This is a genomic window from Xanthomonas translucens pv. undulosa (genome assembly GCF_017301775.1).
GTDB lineage: Bacteria > Pseudomonadota > Gammaproteobacteria > Xanthomonadales > Xanthomonadaceae > Xanthomonas_A > Xanthomonas_A translucens.
The window spans coordinates 1,957,501-1,978,277 of record NZ_CP063993.1; the positions used below are offsets into that span (position 1 = coordinate 1,957,501).

At 69.3% G+C, this 20,777-nt stretch carries 20 protein-coding genes; 8 read left to right on the top strand and 12 right to left on the bottom strand.

Going from position 1 to position 20,777, the window contains the following annotated elements:
- Nucleotides 1-195 precede the first annotated feature (195 nt).
- Nucleotides 196-1,407, bottom strand: a complete 1,212-nt coding sequence (tyrS, locus tag ISN38_RS08250) for a tyrosine--tRNA ligase (protein ID WP_058358735.1) — start codon at nt 1,405-1,407, stop codon at nt 196-198.
- Nucleotides 1,408-1,574: 167 nt separating this feature from the next.
- On the opposite strand from tyrS, the gene ISN38_RS08255 reads away from it, so the two are divergent.
- Both ISN38_RS08255 and ISN38_RS08260 read left to right on the top strand, forming a co-directional pair.
- A complete protein-coding gene (locus ISN38_RS08255; RefSeq protein WP_206712159.1) occupies nt 1,575-3,044 on the top strand; it encodes a M23 family metallopeptidase in 1,470 nt (489 codons plus the stop codon).
- A gap of 96 nt (nt 3,045-3,140) precedes the next feature.
- Nucleotides 3,141-4,271, top strand: a complete 1,131-nt coding sequence (locus tag ISN38_RS08260) for an anhydro-N-acetylmuramic acid kinase (RefSeq protein WP_058358733.1) — start codon at nt 3,141-3,143, stop codon at nt 4,269-4,271.
- A gap of 42 nt (nt 4,272-4,313) precedes the next feature.
- Here ISN38_RS08260 and ISN38_RS08265 read toward each other — a convergent pair whose 3' ends face one another.
- The 3 genes from ISN38_RS08265 to ISN38_RS08275 form a co-directional block, all read right to left on the bottom strand.
- A complete protein-coding gene (locus ISN38_RS08265) occupies nt 4,314-4,541 on the bottom strand; it encodes a hypothetical protein (RefSeq protein ID WP_003470378.1) in 228 nt (75 codons plus the stop codon).
- A gap of 69 nt (nt 4,542-4,610) precedes the next feature.
- On the bottom strand, nt 4,611-5,927 hold the full coding sequence (locus ISN38_RS08270; protein ID WP_047324466.1) for an AmpG family muropeptide MFS transporter: 1,317 nt from the start codon (nt 5,925-5,927) through the stop codon (nt 4,611-4,613).
- On the bottom strand, nt 5,924-6,724 hold the full coding sequence (locus ISN38_RS08275; protein ID WP_058358731.1) for an exodeoxyribonuclease III: 801 nt from the start codon (nt 6,722-6,724) through the stop codon (nt 5,924-5,926). Before ISN38_RS08275 ends, ISN38_RS08270 begins: the two co-directional genes overlap by 4 nt.
- 127 nt (nt 6,725-6,851) lie before the next feature.
- Here ISN38_RS08275 and pyrE point away from each other — a divergent pair, with 127 nt between their 5' ends.
- Both pyrE and ISN38_RS08285 read left to right on the top strand, forming a co-directional pair.
- Complete coding sequence (gene pyrE, locus ISN38_RS08280; protein ID WP_003470375.1) at nt 6,852-7,511, top strand: orotate phosphoribosyltransferase; 660 nt, start codon at nt 6,852-6,854, stop codon at nt 7,509-7,511.
- A gap of 15 nt (nt 7,512-7,526) precedes the next feature.
- Complete coding sequence (locus tag ISN38_RS08285) at nt 7,527-8,207, top strand: hypothetical protein (RefSeq protein ID WP_047324463.1); 681 nt, start codon at nt 7,527-7,529, stop codon at nt 8,205-8,207.
- A 353-nt stretch (nt 8,208-8,560) separates the two neighbouring features.
- Here ISN38_RS08285 and ISN38_RS08290 read toward each other — a convergent pair whose 3' ends face one another.
- The 3 genes from ISN38_RS08290 to coaBC are packed head-to-tail and all read right to left on the bottom strand — an operon-like array spanning nt 8,561 to nt 12,624.
- Nucleotides 8,561-10,915, bottom strand: a complete 2,355-nt coding sequence (locus tag ISN38_RS08290) for a phosphomannomutase/phosphoglucomutase (RefSeq protein WP_047324462.1) — start codon at nt 10,913-10,915, stop codon at nt 8,561-8,563.
- A 15-nt stretch (nt 10,916-10,930) separates the two neighbouring features.
- On the bottom strand, nt 10,931-11,401 hold the full coding sequence (dut, locus tag ISN38_RS08295; RefSeq protein WP_003470366.1) for a dUTP diphosphatase: 471 nt from the start codon (nt 11,399-11,401) through the stop codon (nt 10,931-10,933).
- A complete protein-coding gene (gene coaBC / locus ISN38_RS08300; protein ID WP_047324461.1) occupies nt 11,398-12,624 on the bottom strand; it encodes a bifunctional phosphopantothenoylcysteine decarboxylase/phosphopantothenate--cysteine ligase CoaBC in 1,227 nt (408 codons plus the stop codon). Before coaBC ends, dut begins: the two co-directional genes overlap by 4 nt.
- Before the next feature lie 136 nt (nt 12,625-12,760).
- Between coaBC and radC the strand changes: the two genes are divergently transcribed.
- The 3 genes from radC to ISN38_RS08315 all read left to right on the top strand — a co-directional run bounded on the left by radC (nt 12,761) and on the right by ISN38_RS08315 (nt 16,172).
- Nucleotides 12,761-13,435, top strand: a complete 675-nt coding sequence (radC, locus tag ISN38_RS08305) for a RadC family protein (RefSeq protein WP_003470363.1) — start codon at nt 12,761-12,763, stop codon at nt 13,433-13,435.
- Between the two features lie 199 nt (nt 13,436-13,634).
- Entirely contained in the window at nt 13,635-15,323 is a 1,689-nt protein-coding gene (gene argS, locus ISN38_RS08310; protein WP_003470362.1) for an arginine--tRNA ligase, read from the top strand.
- 15 nt (nt 15,324-15,338) lie between these two features.
- The gene (locus ISN38_RS08315; protein WP_047324460.1) at nt 15,339-16,172 is read left to right on the top strand and encodes an SPOR domain-containing protein; all 834 of its coding nucleotides are present in this window, start codon (nt 15,339-15,341) and stop codon (nt 16,170-16,172) included.
- A 202-nt stretch (nt 16,173-16,374) separates the two neighbouring features.
- On the opposite strand, the gene ISN38_RS08320 is transcribed toward ISN38_RS08315, so the two are convergent.
- From ISN38_RS08320 to ISN38_RS08335, 4 genes are all read right to left on the bottom strand, one after another.
- Nucleotides 16,375-17,130 carry an SDR family NAD(P)-dependent oxidoreductase gene (locus ISN38_RS08320; protein ID WP_003470359.1) on the bottom strand — a complete coding sequence of 252 codons (756 nt, stop codon included), beginning with the start codon at nt 17,128-17,130 and terminating at the stop codon, nt 16,375-16,377.
- A 66-nt stretch (nt 17,131-17,196) separates the two neighbouring features.
- On the bottom strand, nt 17,197-17,766 hold the full coding sequence (locus ISN38_RS08325; RefSeq protein ID WP_047324459.1) for a DUF4865 family protein: 570 nt from the start codon (nt 17,764-17,766) through the stop codon (nt 17,197-17,199).
- Nucleotides 17,763-18,161: a tautomerase family protein gene (locus ISN38_RS08330; protein ID WP_047324458.1), complete on the bottom strand. Its 399-nt coding sequence runs from the start codon at nt 18,159-18,161 to the stop codon at nt 17,763-17,765. The genes ISN38_RS08325 and ISN38_RS08330 overlap by 4 nt, the downstream gene beginning before the upstream one ends.
- 23 nt (nt 18,162-18,184) lie before the next feature.
- Nucleotides 18,185-18,508: a carboxymuconolactone decarboxylase family protein gene (locus ISN38_RS08335; protein ID WP_003470355.1), complete on the bottom strand. Its 324-nt coding sequence runs from the start codon at nt 18,506-18,508 to the stop codon at nt 18,185-18,187.
- 105 nt (nt 18,509-18,613) lie between these two features.
- On the opposite strand from ISN38_RS08335, the gene ISN38_RS08340 reads away from it, so the two are divergent.
- Nucleotides 18,614-19,522: a LysR substrate-binding domain-containing protein gene (locus ISN38_RS08340; protein WP_003470353.1), complete on the top strand. Its 909-nt coding sequence runs from the start codon at nt 18,614-18,616 to the stop codon at nt 19,520-19,522.
- A gap of 66 nt (nt 19,523-19,588) precedes the next feature.
- Here the strand turns inward: ISN38_RS08340 and ISN38_RS08345 are convergent, their stop codons facing one another.
- The gene (locus ISN38_RS08345) at nt 19,589-20,707 is read right to left on the bottom strand and encodes an acyltransferase family protein (RefSeq protein WP_206712160.1); all 1,119 of its coding nucleotides are present in this window, start codon (nt 20,705-20,707) and stop codon (nt 19,589-19,591) included.
- Nucleotides 20,708-20,777: the final 70 nt, after the last annotated feature.

Sequence of the window (20,777 nt, forward strand, 5' to 3'; positions counted from 1 at the left end):
GTTGCGTCGGGGGAGGAAAAGTATGGCTGCAAACCCGCCGCTTGGGAAGGGGGTGTGAAAGATTTTTTCACTGCGCCGTCGCAGTTACCTGTTAATGCGAGGCGTATCACTAAACAAGCACGCAGCTCGCAGCACAGGCTCTACGACCAAGAAGCTGTCAGCGCCGGCGGTGGCGGCGCTCAGCCGCCATCCTGCTCAGGCCGAGACCAGGCGCACCCGCGCGAAGGTACGCTTGCCGACCTGCAACACGCCTTCAAATCCGGGCACGAAGCTGTGCTGCGGGTCTTCCACCACTTCGCCTTCCACGCGTACCGCGCGCTCCTTGAGCTTGCGGCTGGCTTCGGAGTTGCTGGCGGTCAGCCCGGCGGCGGTCAGCAGCGCGGCGATGCGCAGCCCTTCCGCCGGCACCGCCACGTCCTGCAGCGGCAATGCACTGGTGTCGCCCTGCCCGGTCACCACCGCATGCCAGCCGACGATGGCCTGCTCGGCCGCCGCGGCGTCGTGGAAGCGCGTGGTCAGCTCGCGCGCCAGGCGCAGCTTCACGTCGCGCGGGTGCAATGCGCCGGCCTGCACCTGTCGCTTCAGTTCCTGCGCCTCGTTCATGCTTATATCGAAGGACAGCAGCTCGATCCAGCGCCACATCAGCTCGTCGCCGATCTTCATGGTCTTGGTGACGATGTCGATCGCCGGCTCGCTGATGCCGATGTAGTTGCCCAGCGACTTGGACATCTTGTTGCCCCCGTCCAGCCCCTCCAGCAGCGGCATGGTCAGCACGATCTGCGCCGGCTGCCCGTAATGCTCCTGCAGGCCACGCCCCATCAGCAGGTTGAATTTTTGGTCGGTGCCGCCCAGCTCGACGTCGGCCTTCAAGGCCACCGAATCGTAGCCCTGCACCAGCGGATACAGGAATTCGTGGATGGCGATGGACTGCTGCGCGGCATAGCGCTTGGCGAAGTCGTCGCGCTCGAGCATGCGCGCCACCGTGTGCTGGCCAGCCAGGCGAATCATGTCCGCCGCGCCCATCTGCCCGAACCACTCGGAGTTGAAGCGTACTTCGGTGCGCTCGCGGTCCAGCACCTTGAACACCTGCTCCTCATAGGTGCGCGCATTGGCGAGCACGTCCTCGCGGGTCAGCGGCTTGCGGGTGACGTTCTTGCCGGTGGGGTCGCCGATCATGCCGGTGAAGTCGCCGATCAGGAAAATCGCCTGGTGGCCCAGCTGCTGGAATTGACGCATCTTGTTCAGCAACACGGTATGGCCAATGTGCAGGTCGGGCGCGGTCGGATCGAAACCGGCCTTGACCCGCAGCGGGCGGCCCGTGCGCAACCGCGCTTCCAGTTCCTCGCGCTTGAGGATTTCGTCGGCACCGCGGCCGATCAGGGCAAGAGACTCTTCAATCGTGGACAAAACGGAACTCCGACGGGTTGCCGCCAGGCAACATGAATGGCGTTAAATGCGAGTTAACCGCGCGTCCGGCGAAAACCTGAGCCGGTTCAATGGTTTGACGCGCTGTAGATCGATGTTTATGGTAGCCGAGTTTTGAGCTCGCGCTTCGAGCTCATGAGGAAGCATTGATGCAGAACAGCGAAACCGAACAGGAACGCGCGCGCAAGCAGCGCTTCCAGCAGCGTCTCCATGTGCTTCACGACACCGCACTGCATCGGCAGCTGACGCAACATTTCCCCGCCGGGCGCTGGACCCGCCGCCACTGGATCCACGCCAGCCTGTTCGCCACCATCGGCGCGCTGGTGTCCACGATCGTGCCCGGCTTCTCCAGTGCCATCGACGTGCCGCTGCAGACCACGCACGCGACCCTGGCGCTGCCGTTGCCGCCGATCTCGCTGGCCCAGCAGCAGGGCGTGGCCGGCGACAGCTGGCAAGTGGTGCGGATCCAACCCGGGCAGACCCTGGGCGCGGCGTTCGAACAGCTCGACATCCCGGCCACGGTGATGCAGCAGGTACTGGATCACCCCGGCACGCGCGAGGCGCTGACCAAGCTGCGCCCCGGCGCCGAGATCGGCTTCGACCTGCCGGTAGCCGGCAGCCTACGCGGGATCCGCTTCGACCGCGACGCCACCCACCGCGTGGAACTGTCGCTGCTTGGCGACGGTATCCGCGAGAAGGTGACCGAGCGCGAGACCAGCACCCGCACCGCGGTCATCAGCGGCGAAATCACCAGCTCGCTGTACGTGGCCGCGCGCAAGGCCGGGCTGTCGCCGGCGGCGATCACGACGATGACCGACGATATCTTCAAGTACGACATCGACTTCGACAAGGATCTGCAGCCGGGCGACCGTTTCAGCGTGGTGATGGACGAAACCTGGCGCGAAGGCGAGCGGATCGACACCAGCAAGATCCTGGCGGCGACCTTCACCACCCGCGGCAAGACCTACAGCGGCTTCCGCTTCGAGCGCGACGGCAGGCCGGCCGAGTACTTCGATGTCAACGGGCGGCCGCTGAAGAAGAGCTTCATCCGCATGCCGGTGTCCTACAGCAGGATCAGCTCGACCTTCGGCGCGCGCAAGCATCCGGTGCTGGGCACCATGCGCATGCACAAGGGCATCGACTACGCGGCGCCGTCGGGCACGCCGATCATGGCCGCAGGCGATGCGCGGGTGCAGTTCGTCGGCACCCAGCGCGGCTACGGCAACGTGGTGATCCTGGATCACGGCAAGGGCTACAGCACGCTGTACGGGCACATGTCGCGCTTCGGCGGGATCAAGCCCGGCCAGCGTATCAACCAGGGCACGGTGATCGGCTTCGTCGGCATGACTGGCATGGCCACCGGCCCGCACCTGCACTACGAATTCCGCGTGGACGGCGTGCAGCGCAATCCGGCGTCGGTGACGATGCCGCCGCCGACGCCGCTGGCCGGCACCGAGCTGGCCGCGTTCCGTGCGCAGACCTCGCCCGCACTGGCGCGGATCCAGCGCGTGGAGAAGCTGATCTACGCCGACGCCGCGCCGGCGAAGAGCGACGCCCCGGCGAAGAAGAAGAAGGCGGTCGCCTCGGCCAAGTGGGCGCAGTCCAACGACGCCGGCTGAGCCGCTTACCGGCCCCGGCCCCGCCACGGCGGCGCGGATTGACGCGCCGCCGCCCCTCGCCCACGCTGCGACACTGACGCTGCCTGGTGCTCCGCAATGCCCGCTCCGATCGCACTCGATGACGAGGCCCTGTTCCTCGGCCTGATGTCCGGCACCAGCGCCGATGGCATCGATGCCGCGCTGGTGCGCTTCGACGCCGATGGTCAGGCGCAGCTGCGCATCGGCCGCACCTACGCCTGGGCGCCACGCCAGCGCGAGGCGCTGATCGCGCTGGGCGAAGGCGGCGAGATCGATTCGCTGGATGCGCTGGGCCGGCTCGATGCGGAGGTGGCGATCGCCTTCGCCGCGGCCGCGCTGCGCCTGCTCGAGGAAGCGGGCGTCGCGCCTGCGCAGGTCCGCGCGATCGGGTCGCACGGGCAGACCGTGCGCCACCGGCCGCTGGCCGACCCCGCCTTCACCTGGCAACTGGGCGACGGCAACCGCATCGCCGAGCTGACCGGCATCGCCACGGTGTGCGACTTCCGCCGCCGCGATGTCGCCGCTGGCGGCCATGGCGCGCCGCTGATGCCGGCCTTCCATGCGGCGATGCTGGGCGCGGCGCACGAGGACCGCGCGGTGCTGAACCTGGGCGGGATCGGCAACCTGACCTTGCTGCCGGCGCACGGCGACGTGCGCGGATTTGACACCGGCCCGGCCAACGCGCTGCTCGATGCCTGGTGCCAGCGCCATCTGGGCCAGCCCTACGATGCCGGCGGCGCCTTCGCCGCAAGCGGCCAGGTTGACGAAGGCCTGCTGCGGCGCTTGCTGGCCGACCCCTGGTTCGCGCTGACCCCACCCAAGAGTACCGGCCGCGAGCAGTTCCACCTACGCTGGGTGGATGCGCTGCTGGAGCCGGCCGCGCATCCGGCCGCGGCGGTACAGGCAACCTTGCTGGAGCTGACCGCGGCCACCGTGGCCGACGCGCTGCTGGCGCAGCAGCCGGCGACACGGCAACTGCTGGTCTGCGGCGGCGGCGTGCACAACCCGCTGTTGCTGGCACGGCTGCGGGCGCGGCTGCCGGGCGTGCAAGTGCTGTCCACGCAGTCGCTGGGCCTGGATCCGGACTACGTGGAAGCGATGGGCTTCGCCTGGCTGGCGCGGCAGACCCTGGCCGGATTGCCCGGCAACCTGCCTTCGGTCAGCGGCGCGCGCGGGCCGCGCATCCTGGGCGCGATCCACCCGGCCTGACGGCGGCGGCACCGCTCAGCGCCATGGGCGCCGATGCGCGGCTCAGAAGCCGGCGCCGGCCGGCAGTTCGCGCAACGCGGCGATCGCCTCGGACAAGGCATCCACTTCCGGATTCTCGAAGCCGCTGCGCACTTCGTACTCGCTGGAGAACAGGCCCTTCTCGATCAGGTTGAGCACGGTCTGGTGCTGGGTCCAGCCGCGGGCCACGGCGATGCGGCGAATCCGGTCGACCAGGATCGGGTCGATGTCGCGCAGCAGCAGATCAGTCATGCGTACTCCCCAACGGACGGCGGCGCACCTCTGCGCCGCCGAGCATCATCCGCAAGTCAGCGCGGGCTTTCAATCCGCCTGCGGCGCGGCGGGCGCCGATTGTTCGCGGATCCGCGGCCACAGCCAGGCCAGCAGCAGCATGGTCGGGATCACCGTGAACGCGCTGAGCACGAAGAAGGTGCTGTAGGAGGTGGCCTCGACGATGTAGCCGGAGGCGCCGCCGACGAACTTGCCGGGCAGATTGGCCAGCGACACCAGCAGCGCGTACTGGGTGGCGGTGAAGTTGCGGTCGGTGAGCGACGACATGAACGCGACCAGCACGGTGCCGGCGAAGCCCTGGAACAGGTTGTCGGCGCTGAGCGCGGCGTAGAACGACCACAGCTGCCCGGGATGGTGGGCCATCAGCAGGAACGCCAGGTTGGACAGCGCCACGCCCAGCGCGGCGACGAACAGCATGCGCCGGAAGCCGAACGCCGCCACCGCCAGGCCGCCGGCAAAGGCGCCGGCAATGCCCATCCACACCCCGAACAGCTTGGACACGGTGGCGATGTCGGCCTTGCTGAAACCCGAATCCAGATAGAACGGCCCGGACATCACCCCGATCACCTGGTCGGGAAACTTGAACAGGCCCACGAACAACAGCAGCCCCAGGCCCAGCGCCAGGCCGTTGCTGCTGAAGAAGCTGGAGATCGGCTGCCAGAACGCGCCGACCACATCGATCTTGCGCACCACCGTGGCCACCGGCACCTCCGGTTCGCGGCACAGCAAGGTGGTGGCGATCGGCAGCAGCATCAGCCCGGCCATGACCAGATAGGCCAGGGTCCAGTCGCCGAACTGGGCCAGGTACAGCGCACCGGCGCCGGACAGGATCAGGCCGATGCGGTAGCCGAAGGTGTAGGTCGCGGCGAGCGCGGCCTGTGCGGAGGCCGGGGCGATCTCGATCCGGTACGCATCGACCACAGAATCCTGGGTAGCCCCGGCGAAGGAGGCGATCAGCACCCACAGCACCAGGCCACCGATGCTCAGCTCCGGGCGCATCAAGGCCAGCGCGGCCAGGCCGATCGTGACCCCCAGCTGCGACACCAGCAGCCACGAGCGGCGCCGGCCCAGGAAGGCGACCAGCGGGAACGGATAGCGGTCCAGCAGCGGCGCCCACAGGAACTTGAGCAGGTAGAAGAAGCTGGCCAGGCTGATCAGGCCGATGCTGCCCAGGTCCAGGCCGACGTCGCGCAGGCGCGTGGACAGGGTCTGCGAGGCGATCAGCAGGAACGGCAGGCCGCTGCCGAAGCCGAGCAGCGCCATCGTCGCCGCCGACGGCGTGGCGAAGGCGCGCCTGATCCCGGCCCAGCCCTTGTAGGACGCCGGCGCGGACGCGGTTCCGCTCATTCGCGGTAGTCCACCACGAACGGCGCGTGGTCGGAGAAGCGCTGCGCGGTGTAGATCGCGCAGCCCTGCAGGCGCTCGCGCAGCGACGGCGTGAAGAACTGGTAGTCGATACGCCAACCCACGTCGTTGGCGCGCGCGGCGCCGCGGTTGCTCCACCAGGTGTAGTCCTGGCCATCTGGGTGCAGCGCGCGGTAGGCGTCGACCCAGCCGCGGCCGCTGGCCGGGTCGGCGTCTTCGGCGCGGTCGGCGCACAGGCCGTTGAGCCAGTCGCGCTCGGCCGGCAGGCAGCCGGAATTCTTCTGGTTGGACTTCCAGTTCTTGATGTCCAGCGCCGAGCGCACGATGTTCCAGTCGCCGCACAGCACGTAGTCGCGGCCGCTGGCCAGCCATTCGGCCAGGATCGGCCGCAGCCAGTCCATGACCTGGAATTTGTAGCCCTGGCGCAGTTCGCCGGACGAGCCGGAGGGGATGTAGAACGAGACCACGCTGAGGTTGCCGAAGCGCGCTTCCAGGTAGCGGCCCTCCTCGTCGAACTCGGGCCAGCCCAGCGCGGTACGCACCTCGTCGGGCTTGCGCTTGCTGTAGATGGCCACGCCGCTGTAGCCCTTCTTGGTGCTGGCATCGCGGAACCAGACCCGATACCCCTGCGGCAGGAACGCCGGCCCGGCCAGCTGATGTTCCTGCGCCTTGGTTTCCTGCACGCACAGCACGTCGGCGTGCTGGCTGGAGAACCACTCGAAGAAGCCCTTGGTGGCGGCCGAACGCAGGCCGTTGGCGTTGAAACTGATGATGCGCATGGAGAGCCGGGAATGGAAAAGGGGAATAGGGAATCGGCAAAGCGTACCCCAGCAAGGCCGCGAAGACGGAACAACCGGCTATGCTTTTGACCATTCCCTATTCCCCATTCGCTACTCCCAGCCCCCCATGACCGACTACCGGCAACGTTTCCTGCAATTGGCCCTGGATGCGCAGGCGCTGCGCTTCGGCGAGTTCACGCTGAAGTCCGGGCGCATCAGCCCCTATTTCTTCAATGCCGGGCGCTTCGATTCCGGGAGCACGGTGGCGCGCCTGACGGCGTGCTACGCCGATGCGGCCGACGCCGCCGGGCTCGACTTCGACCTGCTGTTCGGCCCGGCCTACAAAGGCATCCCGCTGGCGACTGCGCTGGCCTGCGAGTACGCGCAGCGCGACCGCAACCTGCCGCTGGCGTTCAACCGCAAGGAAACCAAGACCCATGGCGAAGGCGGCAGCCTGATCGGCGCGCCGCTGGCCGGGCGCCGGGTGCTGATCGTGGACGACGTGATCACCGCCGGCACCGCGATCCGCGAGGCGCTGACGACCATCCGCGCGGCCGGCGGCATCCCGGCGGCGATCCTGGTCGCGCTGGACCGCCAGGAGATCGCCGGCGAGCACGACCGGCGCTCGGCGGCGCAGGCGGTGGCGGCGGAGGCCGGGGTTCCTGTGGTGTCGGTCGCGCACCTGGGCGATCTGCTTGCATTCATCGATGGAAACGCGGACCTTGTCGGCTTCCGCGAACCGCTGCTGGCCTACCGGGCACGCTACGGCTGCGATCCATCAGGCTGACAGCAGGGGGCTGCCATGATGCCGATCCAACCACCATGGGCCCGGGCCGCGTTGCCGGTCCTGCTCGCACTGATTGCGCTACCGGCCGCAGCGCAGCCGGCGTCATCCAAGAAACTGTACTGCTGGAACCAAGGCGGGCAGCGCGTGTGCAGCGATGCGCTGCCGCAGGAAGCGGTGAACCAGGCGCGCGACGAATTCAATGCCAGGAGCGGGATGCGCAGCGGCGCGGTCGGCCGCGCGCTGAATGCCGAGGAGCGCGCCGCGGCCGCCGCCGATGCCGCGCAGCAACGTGCCGATCAGGCGGCACTGGAGACGCGCAAGCGCACCGACCAGGCGATGCTGCTGTCGTTCCAGACCGAAGAGGAACTGCGCCGGGTGTTCTCCGAGCGCATCGGTATTGTCGACAACAACATCAACACTGCGCGCTACAACGTCAACAGCCTGCGCGAGAGCCTGGTCGGCCTGCTCGCCAGCGGCGGCGCGCGCGAGCTGGCCGGGCAGAAGGTGACAGGCAAGATCGTCGAGGACGTGCAGCAGCGGCATCGCGCGCTGCTGTGGCAGCTGCGCATGCAGAAGAATTTCGAGCAGCAGCGGCTCGGCCTGAACCAGGAAATCGACGACGCCCTGCAACGCTATCGTGCGGCGAAGCGGCCAGACACCGGAACGGCGCCGGCTGCGCCGACGAACAGCGGTTGAGCGCAGCGCGCGGCCAGCGACGGTCACCAGAGTGCCGCGGCAGGGGGGATGTCGGGACTGAAGTCCCTCCCACAGTGCACCCAGTGAGTACGCCGCGCGTCCCTTGTGGGAGCGACTTCAGTCGCGACGAGCGAAGCGCGGATGGCTGGCGGTTTCGGATGCTGTCGGGGCTGAAGCCCCTCCTACAGTGCAGACCGCGCTTCCTGTAGGAGCGGTTTCAACCGCGACGAGCGCCGCCCGGAATCGCTGCGCGCTCGGCAACTCTGTCGCGGGCTGACGCCCCTCCATCACTCCGCGTGCCGGCGGCGCTACGTCGCCTTGCCCGGCGCCGCCGGACGCATACGGCGCGCGCCTCAGAATCCCGCCGCCAGCGACGGCGACAGGGCCTGCAGCTGGCTGCGGAACAGGTCCTTGATCCGCTCCAGCGCGGCACTGGTGTCGGCCTCGAAACGCAGCACCAGCACCGGCGTGGTGTTGGACGCGCGCAGCAGACCCCAGCCATCGGCGAAGTCGGCGCGCAGGCCATCGAGGGTGAGCAGGCGTGCGCCGGCGAACGCCGAATCTTCCTGCTGCGCGGCGGCGACCAACTGCGCGACCAGCGCATGCGCGTCCTGGCCGTCGGCCAGCGGCAGCTTGATCTCCGGCGTGGACACGCTGTCGGGCAACTCGGCCAAGACCTCGGACGGACTCTCCTGGCGCTGCGCCAGGATCTCCAGCAGCCGCGCCGCCGCGTACAGGCCGTCGTCGAAGCCGTACCAGCGTTCCTTGAAGAAGAAGTGGCCGCTCATCTCGCCGGCCAGCTCGGCATCGGTCTCGCGCATCTTCGCCTTGATCAGCGAATGCCCGGTCTTCCACACCATCGGGCTGCCGCCGTTGCGCAGCACGTAGTCCGACAGCTTGCCGGTGCACTTGACGTCGTAGATCACCAGCGCGCCGGGATTGCGTTGCAGCACATCGGCGGCGAACAACATCAGCAAGCGATCTGGGTAGATCACCGCGCCTTCCTTGGTGACCACGCCGAGCCGGTCGGCATCGCCGTCGAAGGCGATGCCCAGGTCGGCGTCGAAACGCTTCACGGTCTGGATCAGGTCTTGCAGGTTGTGCGGTTCGCTGGGATCGGGGTGGTGGTTGGGGAAGGTGCCGTCGACATCGCAGTACAGCGGGACGACTTCCGCGCCGATCGCCTCCAGCAGCCGCGGCGCCAGTTCGCCGCCGACGCCGTTGCCAGCATCGGCCACCACCTTGAGCGGGCGGTCCAGCTGCACGTCGTCGGCGATGCGCTGGATGTAGTCGTTGCCGACGTCGCGCTGCTCCAGCCGCCCCGGTTCGGCGGCGCTCGGCAGGCGGCCTTCGCTGATGCGGGCGTACAGGTCGGCGATCGCCGCGCCGGACAGCGTCTCGCCGCCGACCACGATCTTGAAGCCGTTGTAGTCCGGCGGGTTGTGGCTGCCGGTGACCGCCACGCAGCTGCCGGCACGCAGGTGGAAGCTGGCGAAGTACACCACCGGGGTCGGCGCCAGGCCGATGTCGGTGACGTGGCAGCCGGCGCGGCGCAGGCCTTCGATCAGCGCCGCCGACAATTCCGGACCGGACAGGCGGCCGTCGCGGCCGACCACCACGTCGTTCAGCCCCTGCTCCTGCATCACCGCGCCGATCGCCTGGCCGATCAGCGTGGCGACCTGCGGGCTGAGGTCGCGGCCGACCACACCGCGGATGTCGTAGGCGCGGAAGATGGCGGCAGGCACCGTCTGTGCCGGCACCGTCCTGGCCGGCGCGGACTCGCCCTCGGGCGACGGCGGCGACGGCGGCGGCGGCTCCTGGTGTTGCAGGCTCTGCCGCAGGGTGAGTTCGTGCTCGGTGCCGGCGGTGCCGGCGGTAGCGGCCTTGGCGCGACGCGGCCGCGGCAGGCGGCCGCGCGCGGCCAGCAGCACCACCAGGGCCAGGACGCCGAGCAGGCCGGCGACGATCAGGCACGGCAACGCGCCCAGACCGAGCGGTCCGACATCGGCATCGGGCAACGCCGCGACCAAACGCAGCCCGGACGTGCCGATCGGGCGCGACAACGCATCGCCATGGTCGGCCAGGCCGGTATCGCCGGCGCCGATCACGTCGTAGCCGCCCTGACGCAGCGCCAGGTAGCCGCTGGCCGGGACCGCGGCCTGCGCCACCGGCGCGGTCAGCACGCGCAACGGCAAGCGCAGGTAAGCCACCCCGACGCCGGTGTCCAGGGTCACCGGCGCCGCCAATCCCAACCGCGGCCCGCCGCCGTCGCGCACCACCGCGCTGGCGACCGCGTTCGTCAGCAAGGCCTTTTCCAGCAGCGCCAGGCGCCCGTAGCCGAAGCCGCCCACATCGGCATAGCCGGCGCCCAGGTCGCCGGGCAGCACCTGCGCGTCTTCCGCCTCCTTCCAGCCCTCGCGCAACGCCTGCGCGGCCGTCGCCGCGTCACCGCGCGCCAATGCGGCCTGCACCGCGGGCTGCTGCAACTGCGCAGCCAAGCGCCTGGCGGCAGCGGCCAGCGCCTGCGAGGTCTGCGCCACCGCCGCGTCGCGCGCCTGCTCCAGCGCGGTGGCGCTATCTGCGTGGCGCCATTGCTGCGCGCCGCTCCAGCCGAACCACGCGGCCAGCACCACCAGCAGCAACGCCAGCAGCGGCGCCGCCTTGCGCAAACCTTCCGGCGCAGGCCGCCGTTGTATTGCCTCGCTCATGCACACAATCCCCTGTCAGCGCACTCCGGTATGGCCGAATCCACCCGTTCCCCTGGCGCTGTCGGCGAAAGTATCCACCACCTGCAGGGCAACGCGCACGACCGGCATCACCACCAGCTGCGCGATGCGGTCGCCGGGGGCGATGGTGAACGGCTCGCGGCCGCGGTTCCAGACGCTGATCAGCAGCGGCCCCTGATAGTCGGCGTCGATCAGGCCGGTGCCGTTGCCGAGCACGATGCCGTGGCGATGGCCCAGCCCGGAACGCGGCAGCACCACTGCGCACAACTGCGGATCGGCAATGTAGATGGACAGCCCGCTGGGGATCAGCGCGGTATCGCCCGGCGCCAAGGTCAGCGGCGCCTCGGTGGCCGCGCGCAGATCGAGTCCGGCGCTGGCGTCGGTGGCGTAGTCCGGCAGCGGCCAGCTGTCGCCGAAGCGCGGGTCGAGCAGTTTGACCTGCAGCGGGTACGGGGTCGGGATGGTCATGCGTGCAGTCGCTCCGCGATCAGGGCCAGCAATTGTTCGGCCAGTTGCGTCTTGGACACGGCCGGGAAGCTCCGTGCACCCTGCTGCCAGTAGGCAGTGGCGGCGTTCTCGTCGCTCTCGAAGCCGTTGCCGGCCACCCCCACCTGATTGGCGATGATCAGGTCCAGATGCTTGTCGGTGAGTTTGCCACGCGCGTAGCGCTCGATGTCGTGGGTCTCGGCGGCGAAACCGACCACCAGCTTCAGCGCCTGGGTCTGGGCAGCGACCTCGGACAGGATGTCCGGAGTCCGCACCAGCTCCAGGGTCAGCACCTCGCCGCTCTTCTTGATCTTCTGCGCGGCGACCTGCCTGGGCGTGTAGTCGGCGACCGCGGCGGTGCCGATGTAGATGTCGGCCGGCAACGCGCCCAGCACCGCGTCGCGCATCTGCGCCGCCGAGCGCACGTCGATGCGCTGCACGCCGTCGGGCGTGGGCAGGTGCACCGGACCGCTGACCAGCACCACCGCCGCGCCCTGCCGCGCGGCCGCGGCAGCCAGGGCGTAACCCATCTTGCCGCTGCTGCGGTTGCCGAGGTAGCGCACCGGATCCAGATCCTCGTAGGTCGGGCCGGCGCTGATCAGCAGGCGCAGGCCGCTGAGCGCGGCGGCCGCGGTGCCGGCGGCGAGCGTTGCCGGCGCGGCGGCCGCCGCGGGCGTGGCCGCGGCGCGGACCCCGGCCAGCGCGGCGACGATCTGCTCCGGCTCAGCCAGGCGCCCGGGACCGGACTCGCCTTCGGCCAGCGGGCCGTCGTTCGGCCCGACCACGCTGGCGCCGCGCTGGCGCAGCGTGGCGACATTGGCCTGGGTGGCCGGGTGCAACCACATGCGGTGGTTCATCGCCGGGCACACGGTCAGCGGCGCGGTGGTGGCCAGGCACAGCGTGCTCACCAAGTCGTCGGCCAGGCCGTGGGCGAGGCGCGCCAGCAGGTCGGCGGTGGCCGGCGCCACCACCACGCAGTCGGCCCAACGCGCCAGTTCCAGATGCCCCATCGCCTGCTCGGCGGCGCTGTCCCACAAGCTGGTGCGGGCCGGGTGCGCGGACAGCGCCTGGAAGCTCAGCGGCGTGACGAACTGCTGCGCGCCGGCGGTCATCGCCACCTGCACCTCGGCGCCTGCATCGCGCAACCGACGCACCAGTTCCAGCGCTTTGTAGACGGCGATGCCGCCGCCCGCACACAACAGCACACGCCGCCCCTGCAGGGGCCCCTCGAAAGTACCGGTCACGTCGGGAATGTCCTACCCATGCAAGAACGATTAGCTTACCCGATGGCCCTTTGCGGCCCTGATACCGTTGCGCCATATCGTCCGCCAATCTGGCGATATGCACATATCCAAATGGCCCCGCGACGAACGCCCCCGAGAAAAGCTGCTGGCACGCGGCGCCCGGGCCCTCTCCGACGCCGAACTGCTGGCGATCTTCCTGGGTTCCGGCTTGCCCGGCAGCGACGCGGTACGCACCTCGCGCGACCTGCTGCAGCGGCACGGTCCGCTGCGCACGCTGCTCGACCGCCCGCCCCGCGACCTGGTTCGCCTGCCCGGACTCGGCCTGGCACGGGCCTGCAGACTATCGGCCGCGCTGGAGTTGGGCCAACGCCATCTGGCCGCCGAACTGGAACGGGGCACGACCCTGAACGACCCGGGCGCGGCCGGCCGCTACTTCGCGCAGCGCTTGCGGGCGCGGCCGCACGAGGTGTTCGCTGTGCTGTTCCTGGACACGAAGCACCGCTCGCTGGCGTTCGAGGAGCTGTTCCAGGGCACCCTGGACGGCGCCGAGGTATATCCGCGCGAAGTGCTGCGGCGCGCGCTGGCGCACAACGCGGCGGCGGTGATCATCGGCCATAACCACCCGTCCGGGAACCCGGAGCCCTCCTCCGCCGACCGCGCTGTCACCCATCGCCTGAAACAGGCACTGGGGCTGGTGGATATCCGCTTGCTCGACCATTTCATCGTCGGCGACGGCGTGCCGGTGTCGATGGCCGCGCGCGGCTGGGCCTGAACCGCCGGCCGTGGGTCGCGCGCCAGGCGCCATGCAAGCGCCTGCTGGCGTGTGCGCGGATCGCGAATGCACAATCCCGGGTCACCGATCCCGGATCCCGCCATCGTCGGACGGCCTGAGGTCGCGCTGAACCCGGCACGGGCCGGGAGGCGGCGGGTCGGGTAAAATCGCCTGTTCCGCGCTTCAAGCAGATGATCACGTGAAATCCCAACTCCGCGCCCTGATCGGTCAAGGCATCGAAGCCTTGCGCGCCAACGGCACCCTGCCGGCCGACACCTTGCCGCCGGACTTCGTGGTCGAGCGGCCCAAGACCCGCGAGCACGGCGACTTCGCCACCAATGCCGCGATGCTGCTGGCCAAGGCCGCGCGCGGCAATCCGCGCGCGCTGGCGCAGCAGTTGGTCGCCGCGCTGCCGGCCAGCGACGAGGTGACCCGGGTCGAGATCGCCGGCCCCGGCTTCATCAACTTCCACATCAGTCCCAGCGGCTATCAACGCGAAGTGCTGGCGGTACTAAAGCAGGGCGAGGACTACGGCCGCAGCCTGGTCGGCAACGGCCGCACCGTGGGCGTGGAATACGTCTCGGCCAATCCGACCGGCCCGCTGCACGTGGGCCACGGCCGCGCCGCGGCGATCGGCGACTGCCTGGCGCGGCTGCTCGAGGCCAATGGCTGGAACGCCAAGCGCGAGTTCTACTACAACGACGGCGGCGGCCAGATCGAGAACCTGGCGCGCTCGGTGCAGGCGCGCGCGCTGGGCAAGACCCCCGACAGCCCCGACTGGCCGGAAGAAGGCTACCGCGGCGACTACATCCAGGACGTGGCCAACGCCTACCTGGCCGGCGACTCGGTGGACCTGGAAGGCAATCTGGTCACCGGTTCCAAGGATCCGAACGATCTGGAAGCGATCCGCCGCTTCGCCGTGGCCTACCTGCGCAACGAGCAGAACCACGACCTGGCCGCGTTCGGCGTGGACTTCGACATCTACTTCCTGGAAAGCTCGCTGTACCGCGACGGCAAGGTCGAAGAGGCGGTGCAGAAGCTGGTTGCGTCCGGCCATACCTACGAGGAAGGCGGCGCGCTGTGGCTGAAATCGACCGATTTCGGCGACGACAAGGACCGCGTGATGCGCAAGTCCGACGGCAGCTACACCTATTTCGTGCCGGACGTGGCCTATCACCTGAGCAAGTGGCAGCGCGGCTACCTGCGCGCGATCACCGAACTGGGCGCCGACCACCACGGCTCGCTGGCGCGGGTGCGCGCCGGCCTGCAAGCGATGGACCTGGGCATCCCCAAGGGCTGGCCCGAGTACGTGCTGCACCAGATGGTCACGGTGATGCGCGGTGGCGAGGAAGTGAAGCTGTCCAAGCGCGCCGGCAGCTACCTGACCCTGCGCGACCTGATCGAGGAAGCCGGCCGCGACGCCACGCGCTGGTTCCTGATCGCGCGCAAGCCCGATTCGCAGCTGACCTTCGACATCGACCTGGCACGCCAGCAGAGCAACGACAATCCGGTGTTCTACGTGCAGTACGCGCATGCCCGCGTATGCAGCCTGCTGCGCCAGGCGCAGGAGAAGAAGCTGGACTACGACCAGGCCGACGGCCTGGGACAGCTGAACCGGCTGAACGATACGACCTCGCTGGAACTGATGCTGGAACTCTCGCGCTACCCGGAAGTGGTGGAGAATGCGGGACACCTGCTGGAACCGCACCTGATCGCGCAATACCTGCGCGAACTGGCGACCGCGTTCCACACCTGGTACCACGGCACCCCAGTGCTGGTGGACGATGCGAGCGAGCGCAACGCCAAGTTGACCCTGGCCGTGGCGGCGCAGCAAGTGCTGGCGAACGGCTTGAACCTCCTGGGTGTTTCCGCCCCGGAAAAAATGTGAGTGGAGAAGCAGTAGATGGCAGCAAGACGCGGTAAGACCCAGGCGCGACGCAACAGCGGCAACGGCACGCCCGGTTGGGTGTGGCTGATCGCCGGCGTGGCGATCGCGGCGGTGGTGTTCCTGGCAGCACCCGGCCTGTTCAAGAAAGGCGGCGACGGCTTCCTGCGCGTGGGCGGCCCGCGCGCCAACCCCGACGCGCAGCCGGCGCCGGTGGCCGATGCCGATGTGGACGCGGCGCCGGAACTGCCCAAGCCGACGATGGCGGCGGCCGGCAGCAGCAAGCCCGACGCCAAGAATCCCAAGAAGGACGCGCAGACCCAGTACGACTTCTACACCTTGCTGCCCGGCAAGGAAGTGCAGATGTCCGACGCCGAACTGGCCGCCAGCGCGCGCGCCGAGACCGCCCGGCAGGCGCGCGCGCCGCAGCCGACGGCAGCTCCCCCGGCGACCGCGGCCGCCACCGCTCCGGCAACGACGGCGGCGCTGTCCAATCCGACGCCGATAGCGGAAACAGCCGCAACCAGCGCGCCCGCCAACACGGCGGCCATCGCGACCAGGCCGGCGGCGACGGCGACCACGCCTGCCGCTGCCACGGCCGCCGCGGTAGCGGCGGACAACGCCCGCTACATCCTGCAGGCCGGTTCGTTCGGCGCCTCCGGCGATGCCGAATCGACCAAGGCCAAGCTGGCGATGCTGGGGCTGTCGGCGCGCGTGGAATCGGCGCAGATCAGCGGCAAGACCGTGTACCGCGTGCGCATGGGCCCGTACGGCACCGCCAGCGAACTGGCCGCGGCCAAGCAGAAACTGACCGGCAGCGGCCTGCCGGCGATCGCGATCAAGGCGCAGTGAGGCGGGGAGCGGGGAATCGGGAAACTCGATTGGGGAGAAGCGGCGTCTCCCGCATTCCCTACGACCGGCCTGCGTAGGCCAGTCGTTTCATTGCCTCGCCAGTCGCGCGAGCAAGCTGCTGGCAACCTAGCTGCAGTGACCTGTAGCAGGTGGAGAACGTCGACGCCTGCTTTCGCTGTTCCTACTGCCGATTCCCCACTCCCTATTCCCGGCTTCTAGCCACCTGGAAGCCGGCGAAGGACTGCGTCACCGGCATGATTTCCAGCCGATTGATGTTCAGATGCGGCGGCAGCGTGGCAACCCAGAAGATCTGCTCGGCGATGTCCTCGGCGGTCATCGGCTGCGCGCCGTGGTACAGCATGTCCGATGCGCCCTGGTCGCCGTGGGTGCGGACCAGGGTGAACTCGGTCTCGGCCATGCCCGGCTCGATCGCGGTCACGCGCACGCCGGTGCCGTGCAGGTCAGCGCGCAGGCCCAGCGAGAACTGGCTGACGAAGGCCTTGGTGCCGCCGTAGGCATTGCCGCCCGGATACGGGTACAGCGCGGCTACCGAACTGATATTGACGATCGCGCCACGGCGCTGGATCAGCGTCGGCAGCAGGCGATGGGTCAGGGTCACCAGCGCGGTGATGTTGGTGTCGATCATCGTGCGCCAGTCGTCCAGCGACGCGGCCTGCGCCGGGGCCGTGCCCTGCGCCAGGCCGGCGTTGTTGACCAGTAGGTCGATGCCGCGGAACGCGTCCGGCAGCGCGGCCAGCATCGCATCGAGCGCGGCGGCGTCGCGGATGTCGAACGCCGCCACGTGCACACGCTCGGCGCCGAACTCGGCCAGCAGCGGCTGCAGCCGTTCGGCGCGGCGGCCGGTGGCGATCACGCGCCAGCCGGCGTTGACGAAGCGGCGCACGGCGGCGGCGCCGAAACCGGAGGTGGCACCGGTGATCAGGGCGGTCTGAGTCATTGAGAGGCCGGGAATGGGGAATGGGGAATGGTAAAAGCAAACAGGCGAAGCCGGGGTGCTGTTGCCTCAACCGCCGCTTGTCGGCATGGATACGTGGCCGACGGCATAGGCTTGACCGACGTCCGGTGACGGCGGCGGCAGATCGCGCCAAAGCCGCAGGCGTAGCCGGTTCCAGCCATGCGGCTCGTAGGCGCCCACTGCGGCGAGTGCGCCTGCGGCGACAGCGTCCCGCGCCCGCTTGGCCTCGCGTTCGCCCAGCGTTTCGAGCGGGTCGGCATCGGCGATCGCGGCGATCTCGCGGCGGGCGTAGCGGGCACCGCGCAGGTCCGCGCGCAGCTGCGCAGCGCACACCGCCCACAGTTGTACCGCAGGCCGTCCGAAGGACTCAGTGAGCGCGCGGAACGCGGCGCCGGCGAGGAAATCGCGCATCGCCTCGGCGTCGCGCCACAGATAGAACGGCGCATACAGGTTGCTGCGGCTGGACAGCGCGCGATCGCCGCAATCGGCGCTGAGATAGGCCTTGAACACCAGGCCCGGCAGATCGTCCAGCAACGGTCCCTTGTCGGCGATACGGCGCTGGATGATGGCCATGTCGTAGTCGGCCGGCAACACGATGCTGTACTGCATGGCGATCATGCCTGGGCCTGCGCTGCCACGATCCCGGCGCGGCCACCGCCGAAAGACCAGTCCTGCGCCGCGGTGGTGACGATGTTCACCATCACGTCTTCCGGCGCGATGCCCGGCGCGATCGCCAGCAGCTCCACCAGGCGCCGGTAGAACGCCTGCTTGCAGGCATCGCTGCGCGCCCGCCCGGCGGTGATCGCGATCAGCACGAAGGCGTCCGAGCGCGGTCCGCCGAGATAGTGGCGATCGAGCACCAGTTCCCCCGGATCGTGCTGGTGGATGACCTGGAAGCAATCGCCGGCAGGCACCTCGAAGGCCTCGTGCATGGCCTGGTAGACGCTGGCAGACAAGGCGCGCAGGTAGTCAGGAGTAACGCCGCGCTGCAGCGAGATGCGGGCATAGAGCATGGTTATGTCTCCTGCTGGGTGAATCAGGCGGCCGACGCGGTCGCGGCACGCAGCAACGGCAGCGCCGAGGCGGCGCACGGCCAGCCGGCGTAGAACGCCAGATGGGTAATCGCCTCGGCCAGTTCGTCGTGGCGCAAGCCGTTGTCCAGCGCGCGGCTCAAGTGGAACGGCAGCTGCTGCGGCCGGTACAGCGCCACCAGCGCCGCCACCGTGACCAGGCTGCGTTCGCGCGGCGACAGCCCGGGACGCTGCCACAGGTCGGCGAACAGCACCTCGGCGGTCAGTTGCGCGAAGTTCGGCGCGATATCGCCGCACAAGGATGCATCGGGCTGAGGCAGGTCGGACATGGGCGTCTCGCGCTGGAGATTGACTGCGCACAGCCTAGCCAACGAAGATGTTCCTGAAAATCAGGAAATTTAGCATCCAATCTTCGATAAAACAGGATCGATAACATGCGTCGCGTCAGCTTCGACCTCGATGCGCTGCGCAGCTTCGTCGCCGGCATCGAACTGGGCAGCTTCGCCAAGGCGGCGGACCGGCACGGGCGTTCCACGTCGGCGATCAGCGCGCAGCTCAAGAAACTGGAGGCGCAGGCCGGCCAGGCGCTGCTGCGCCGCAGTGGCCGCGGGCTGGCGCTGACCGAGGCCGGCGAGGTGCTGCTGGCCTACGCACGGCGCCTGCTCGACCTCAACGACGCCGCCGCCGCCGCGCTGCGCGAACCCGCCCTGCAAGGCTGGGTACGGCTCGGGCTGCAGGAGGATTTCGGCGAGCACATGTTGCCCGACGTGCTTGGACGCTTCGCCCGCGCTCATCCCAGGGTGCGCATCGAAGCGCGCATCGCGCGCCATCAGGACTTGTTGGCGCGGATCGAAACCGGCCAGCTGGACCTGGCGCTGGTCTGGGAGGCAGGAACCGCGACGGCGCATCGCCAGCCCCAGGCCGCCTGGCCGATGCGCTGGATCGCCGCGGCCGATGCGCCGCCGCCTGAGCCGGCCGGCTGGAAAAGTGAGACGCCCTTGCCGCTGGTGATGCTGGACGCGCCGTGCCTGCTGCGCACGGCGGCGACCACGGCACTGGACCGCGCCGGCATCCCATGGCGCATCGCCTTCACCAGCGCCAGCCTGGGCGGGGTCTGGGCCGCGGTCCGCGCCGGCCTGGGGCTGACCTTGCGCACGCCGGCCGGCCTGCCCGCATCGCTGGCACTGTTACCGCTGGCGACCGGCGGCCTGCCGACGCTGCCGGCGCTGGGCTTGAACCTGCATCGTGCCGACGCAGCGCCGGCACCGGCGGTGGCACGCCTGGCGGAGATCCTGCAACAGCGCCTGCACGAAGCGCGCGTGGCCTACGCCGATCCGGCGTAAAGCCGTTGCGTGGAGAACCGCGCACGTCCGGCAATCACCGCGCCGATGCGCTCCGGCAGTGGCGGCCTAGGCAGCCACCGGCACGTCGGCGGACGTGCGCCGCAGGCGCTCGCGCAGCTGCAGGAACGGCCGTTCCACCGCGTAGTGCAGCAGCGCGGCGGCCAGCAGCGCCATCGCCGCATAGACCGCGAATGCGAGCAACCCACGTCCGTCGAGCGCGGCGCCCAACCAGCGCTGGGTGAGATGGAACACCGCCTTGTGGGTCAGATAAAAACTGTAGGAGATCGCCGCCAGCCACCCCGCTCCAGGCAGCGCACGCCGGCCGATCCAGCTGCGCGTGGACGCGCCGGCAATCACCAGTAATGCCAGCCCCAGCGACAACAGCGGCCAGCCGATCGCGTTGCCGAGCAGGCCGGTGCGTTCGCGGAACAGCCACAGCGCCAGCGCACACACCGCCAATCCGGCCAGCAGCAGCGAATTCGCATGCGCCTGCAGCCACTGCCAGCGCTGCGGCCGGAACACCTTGAGCACGGCCAGCACCACGCCGGCGAGCAGGCCGTCGAGCCGGTTCCAGGTCGGGTAGTAGATGTCCTCGATGAACCAGTTGCGTTGCAGCCCGTCGCCGATGCGCTCGAGCGCGCTGTCGTGCAGCCATGTCGCCGTGCGCAACGCGATGCCGGCCAGCACCACCGCGCCGCACAGCGCGACGAAGCGCGGCGCCGACGGCCGCCGCAGCGACAGCGCCGCCAGCAGTGGGAACACCAGGTAGAAATGCTCCTCCACGCACAACGACCAGGCATGCGAGAACGCCTGCTGGTTGGCGTAGTCGATGCCCAGATTCAAGCTGAAGCTGGCGAACATCCACCACGGCGCGATGCCCGGCGCTTCGCGGAAACCGGGCCAGGCCAGGTACAGCGCCAGCACCACGACGAAGGCCGGCAGGATGCGCAACGCACGGCGCAGGTAGAAATCGCCAAAACGCAGCGGCTCGCCACGCGCCAGCGGCGCCAGCACCTGGCTGCCGATCAGCAAACCGCTGAGCACGAAGAACAGATCCACGCCCATCCAGCCATAGCGCGACAGCCAGGCCCAGTCCTGCCCCAGGCCGCCAACCACGAACGAATGGAACAGCATCACCCAGCAGATCGCCAGCGCGCGCAACACATCCAATCCGGGGTAGCGCATGCGGCCGGCATCCTTTCACGGCAAGGAACGTGGCCGCCATTCTAGGCAGCGCAGGTCGGCCGCTCAATGC

Coding starts and splice junctions, on each gene's coding strand:
- ISN38_RS08255 (WP_206712159.1), top strand. CDS start 1,575: ATGCAGAACAGCGAAACCGAACAGGAACGCGCGCGCAAGCAGCGCTTC.
- ISN38_RS08260 (WP_058358733.1), top strand. CDS start 3,141: ATGCCCGCTCCGATCGCACTCGATGACGAGGCCCTGTTCCTCGGCCTG.
- ISN38_RS08265 (WP_003470378.1), bottom strand. CDS start 4,541: ATGACTGATCTGCTGCTGCGCGACATCGACCCGATCCTGGTCGACCGG.
- ISN38_RS08270 (WP_047324466.1), bottom strand. CDS start 5,927: ATGAGCGGAACCGCGTCCGCGCCGGCGTCCTACAAGGGCTGGGCCGGG.
- ISN38_RS08275 (WP_058358731.1), bottom strand. CDS start 6,724: ATGCGCATCATCAGTTTCAACGCCAACGGCCTGCGTTCGGCCGCCACC.
- pyrE (WP_003470375.1), top strand. CDS start 6,852: ATGACCGACTACCGGCAACGTTTCCTGCAATTGGCCCTGGATGCGCAG.
- ISN38_RS08285 (WP_047324463.1), top strand. CDS start 7,527: ATGATGCCGATCCAACCACCATGGGCCCGGGCCGCGTTGCCGGTCCTG.
- ISN38_RS08290 (WP_047324462.1), bottom strand. CDS start 10,915: ATGAGCGAGGCAATACAACGGCGGCCTGCGCCGGAAGGTTTGCGCAAG.
- dut (WP_003470366.1), bottom strand. CDS start 11,401: ATGACCATCCCGACCCCGTACCCGCTGCAGGTCAAACTGCTCGACCCG.
- radC (WP_003470363.1), top strand. CDS start 12,761: ATGCACATATCCAAATGGCCCCGCGACGAACGCCCCCGAGAAAAGCTG.
- ISN38_RS08315 (WP_047324460.1), top strand. CDS start 15,339: ATGGCAGCAAGACGCGGTAAGACCCAGGCGCGACGCAACAGCGGCAAC.
- ISN38_RS08320 (WP_003470359.1), bottom strand. CDS start 17,130: ATGACTCAGACCGCCCTGATCACCGGTGCCACCTCCGGTTTCGGCGCC.
- ISN38_RS08325 (WP_047324459.1), bottom strand. CDS start 17,766: ATGATCGCCATGCAGTACAGCATCGTGTTGCCGGCCGACTACGACATG.
- ISN38_RS08330 (WP_047324458.1), bottom strand. CDS start 18,161: ATGCTCTATGCCCGCATCTCGCTGCAGCGCGGCGTTACTCCTGACTAC.
- ISN38_RS08335 (WP_003470355.1), bottom strand. CDS start 18,508: ATGTCCGACCTGCCTCAGCCCGATGCATCCTTGTGCGGCGATATCGCG.
- ISN38_RS08340 (WP_003470353.1), top strand. CDS start 18,614: ATGCGTCGCGTCAGCTTCGACCTCGATGCGCTGCGCAGCTTCGTCGCC.
- ISN38_RS08345 (WP_206712160.1), bottom strand. CDS start 20,707: ATGCGCTACCCCGGATTGGATGTGTTGCGCGCGCTGGCGATCTGCTGG.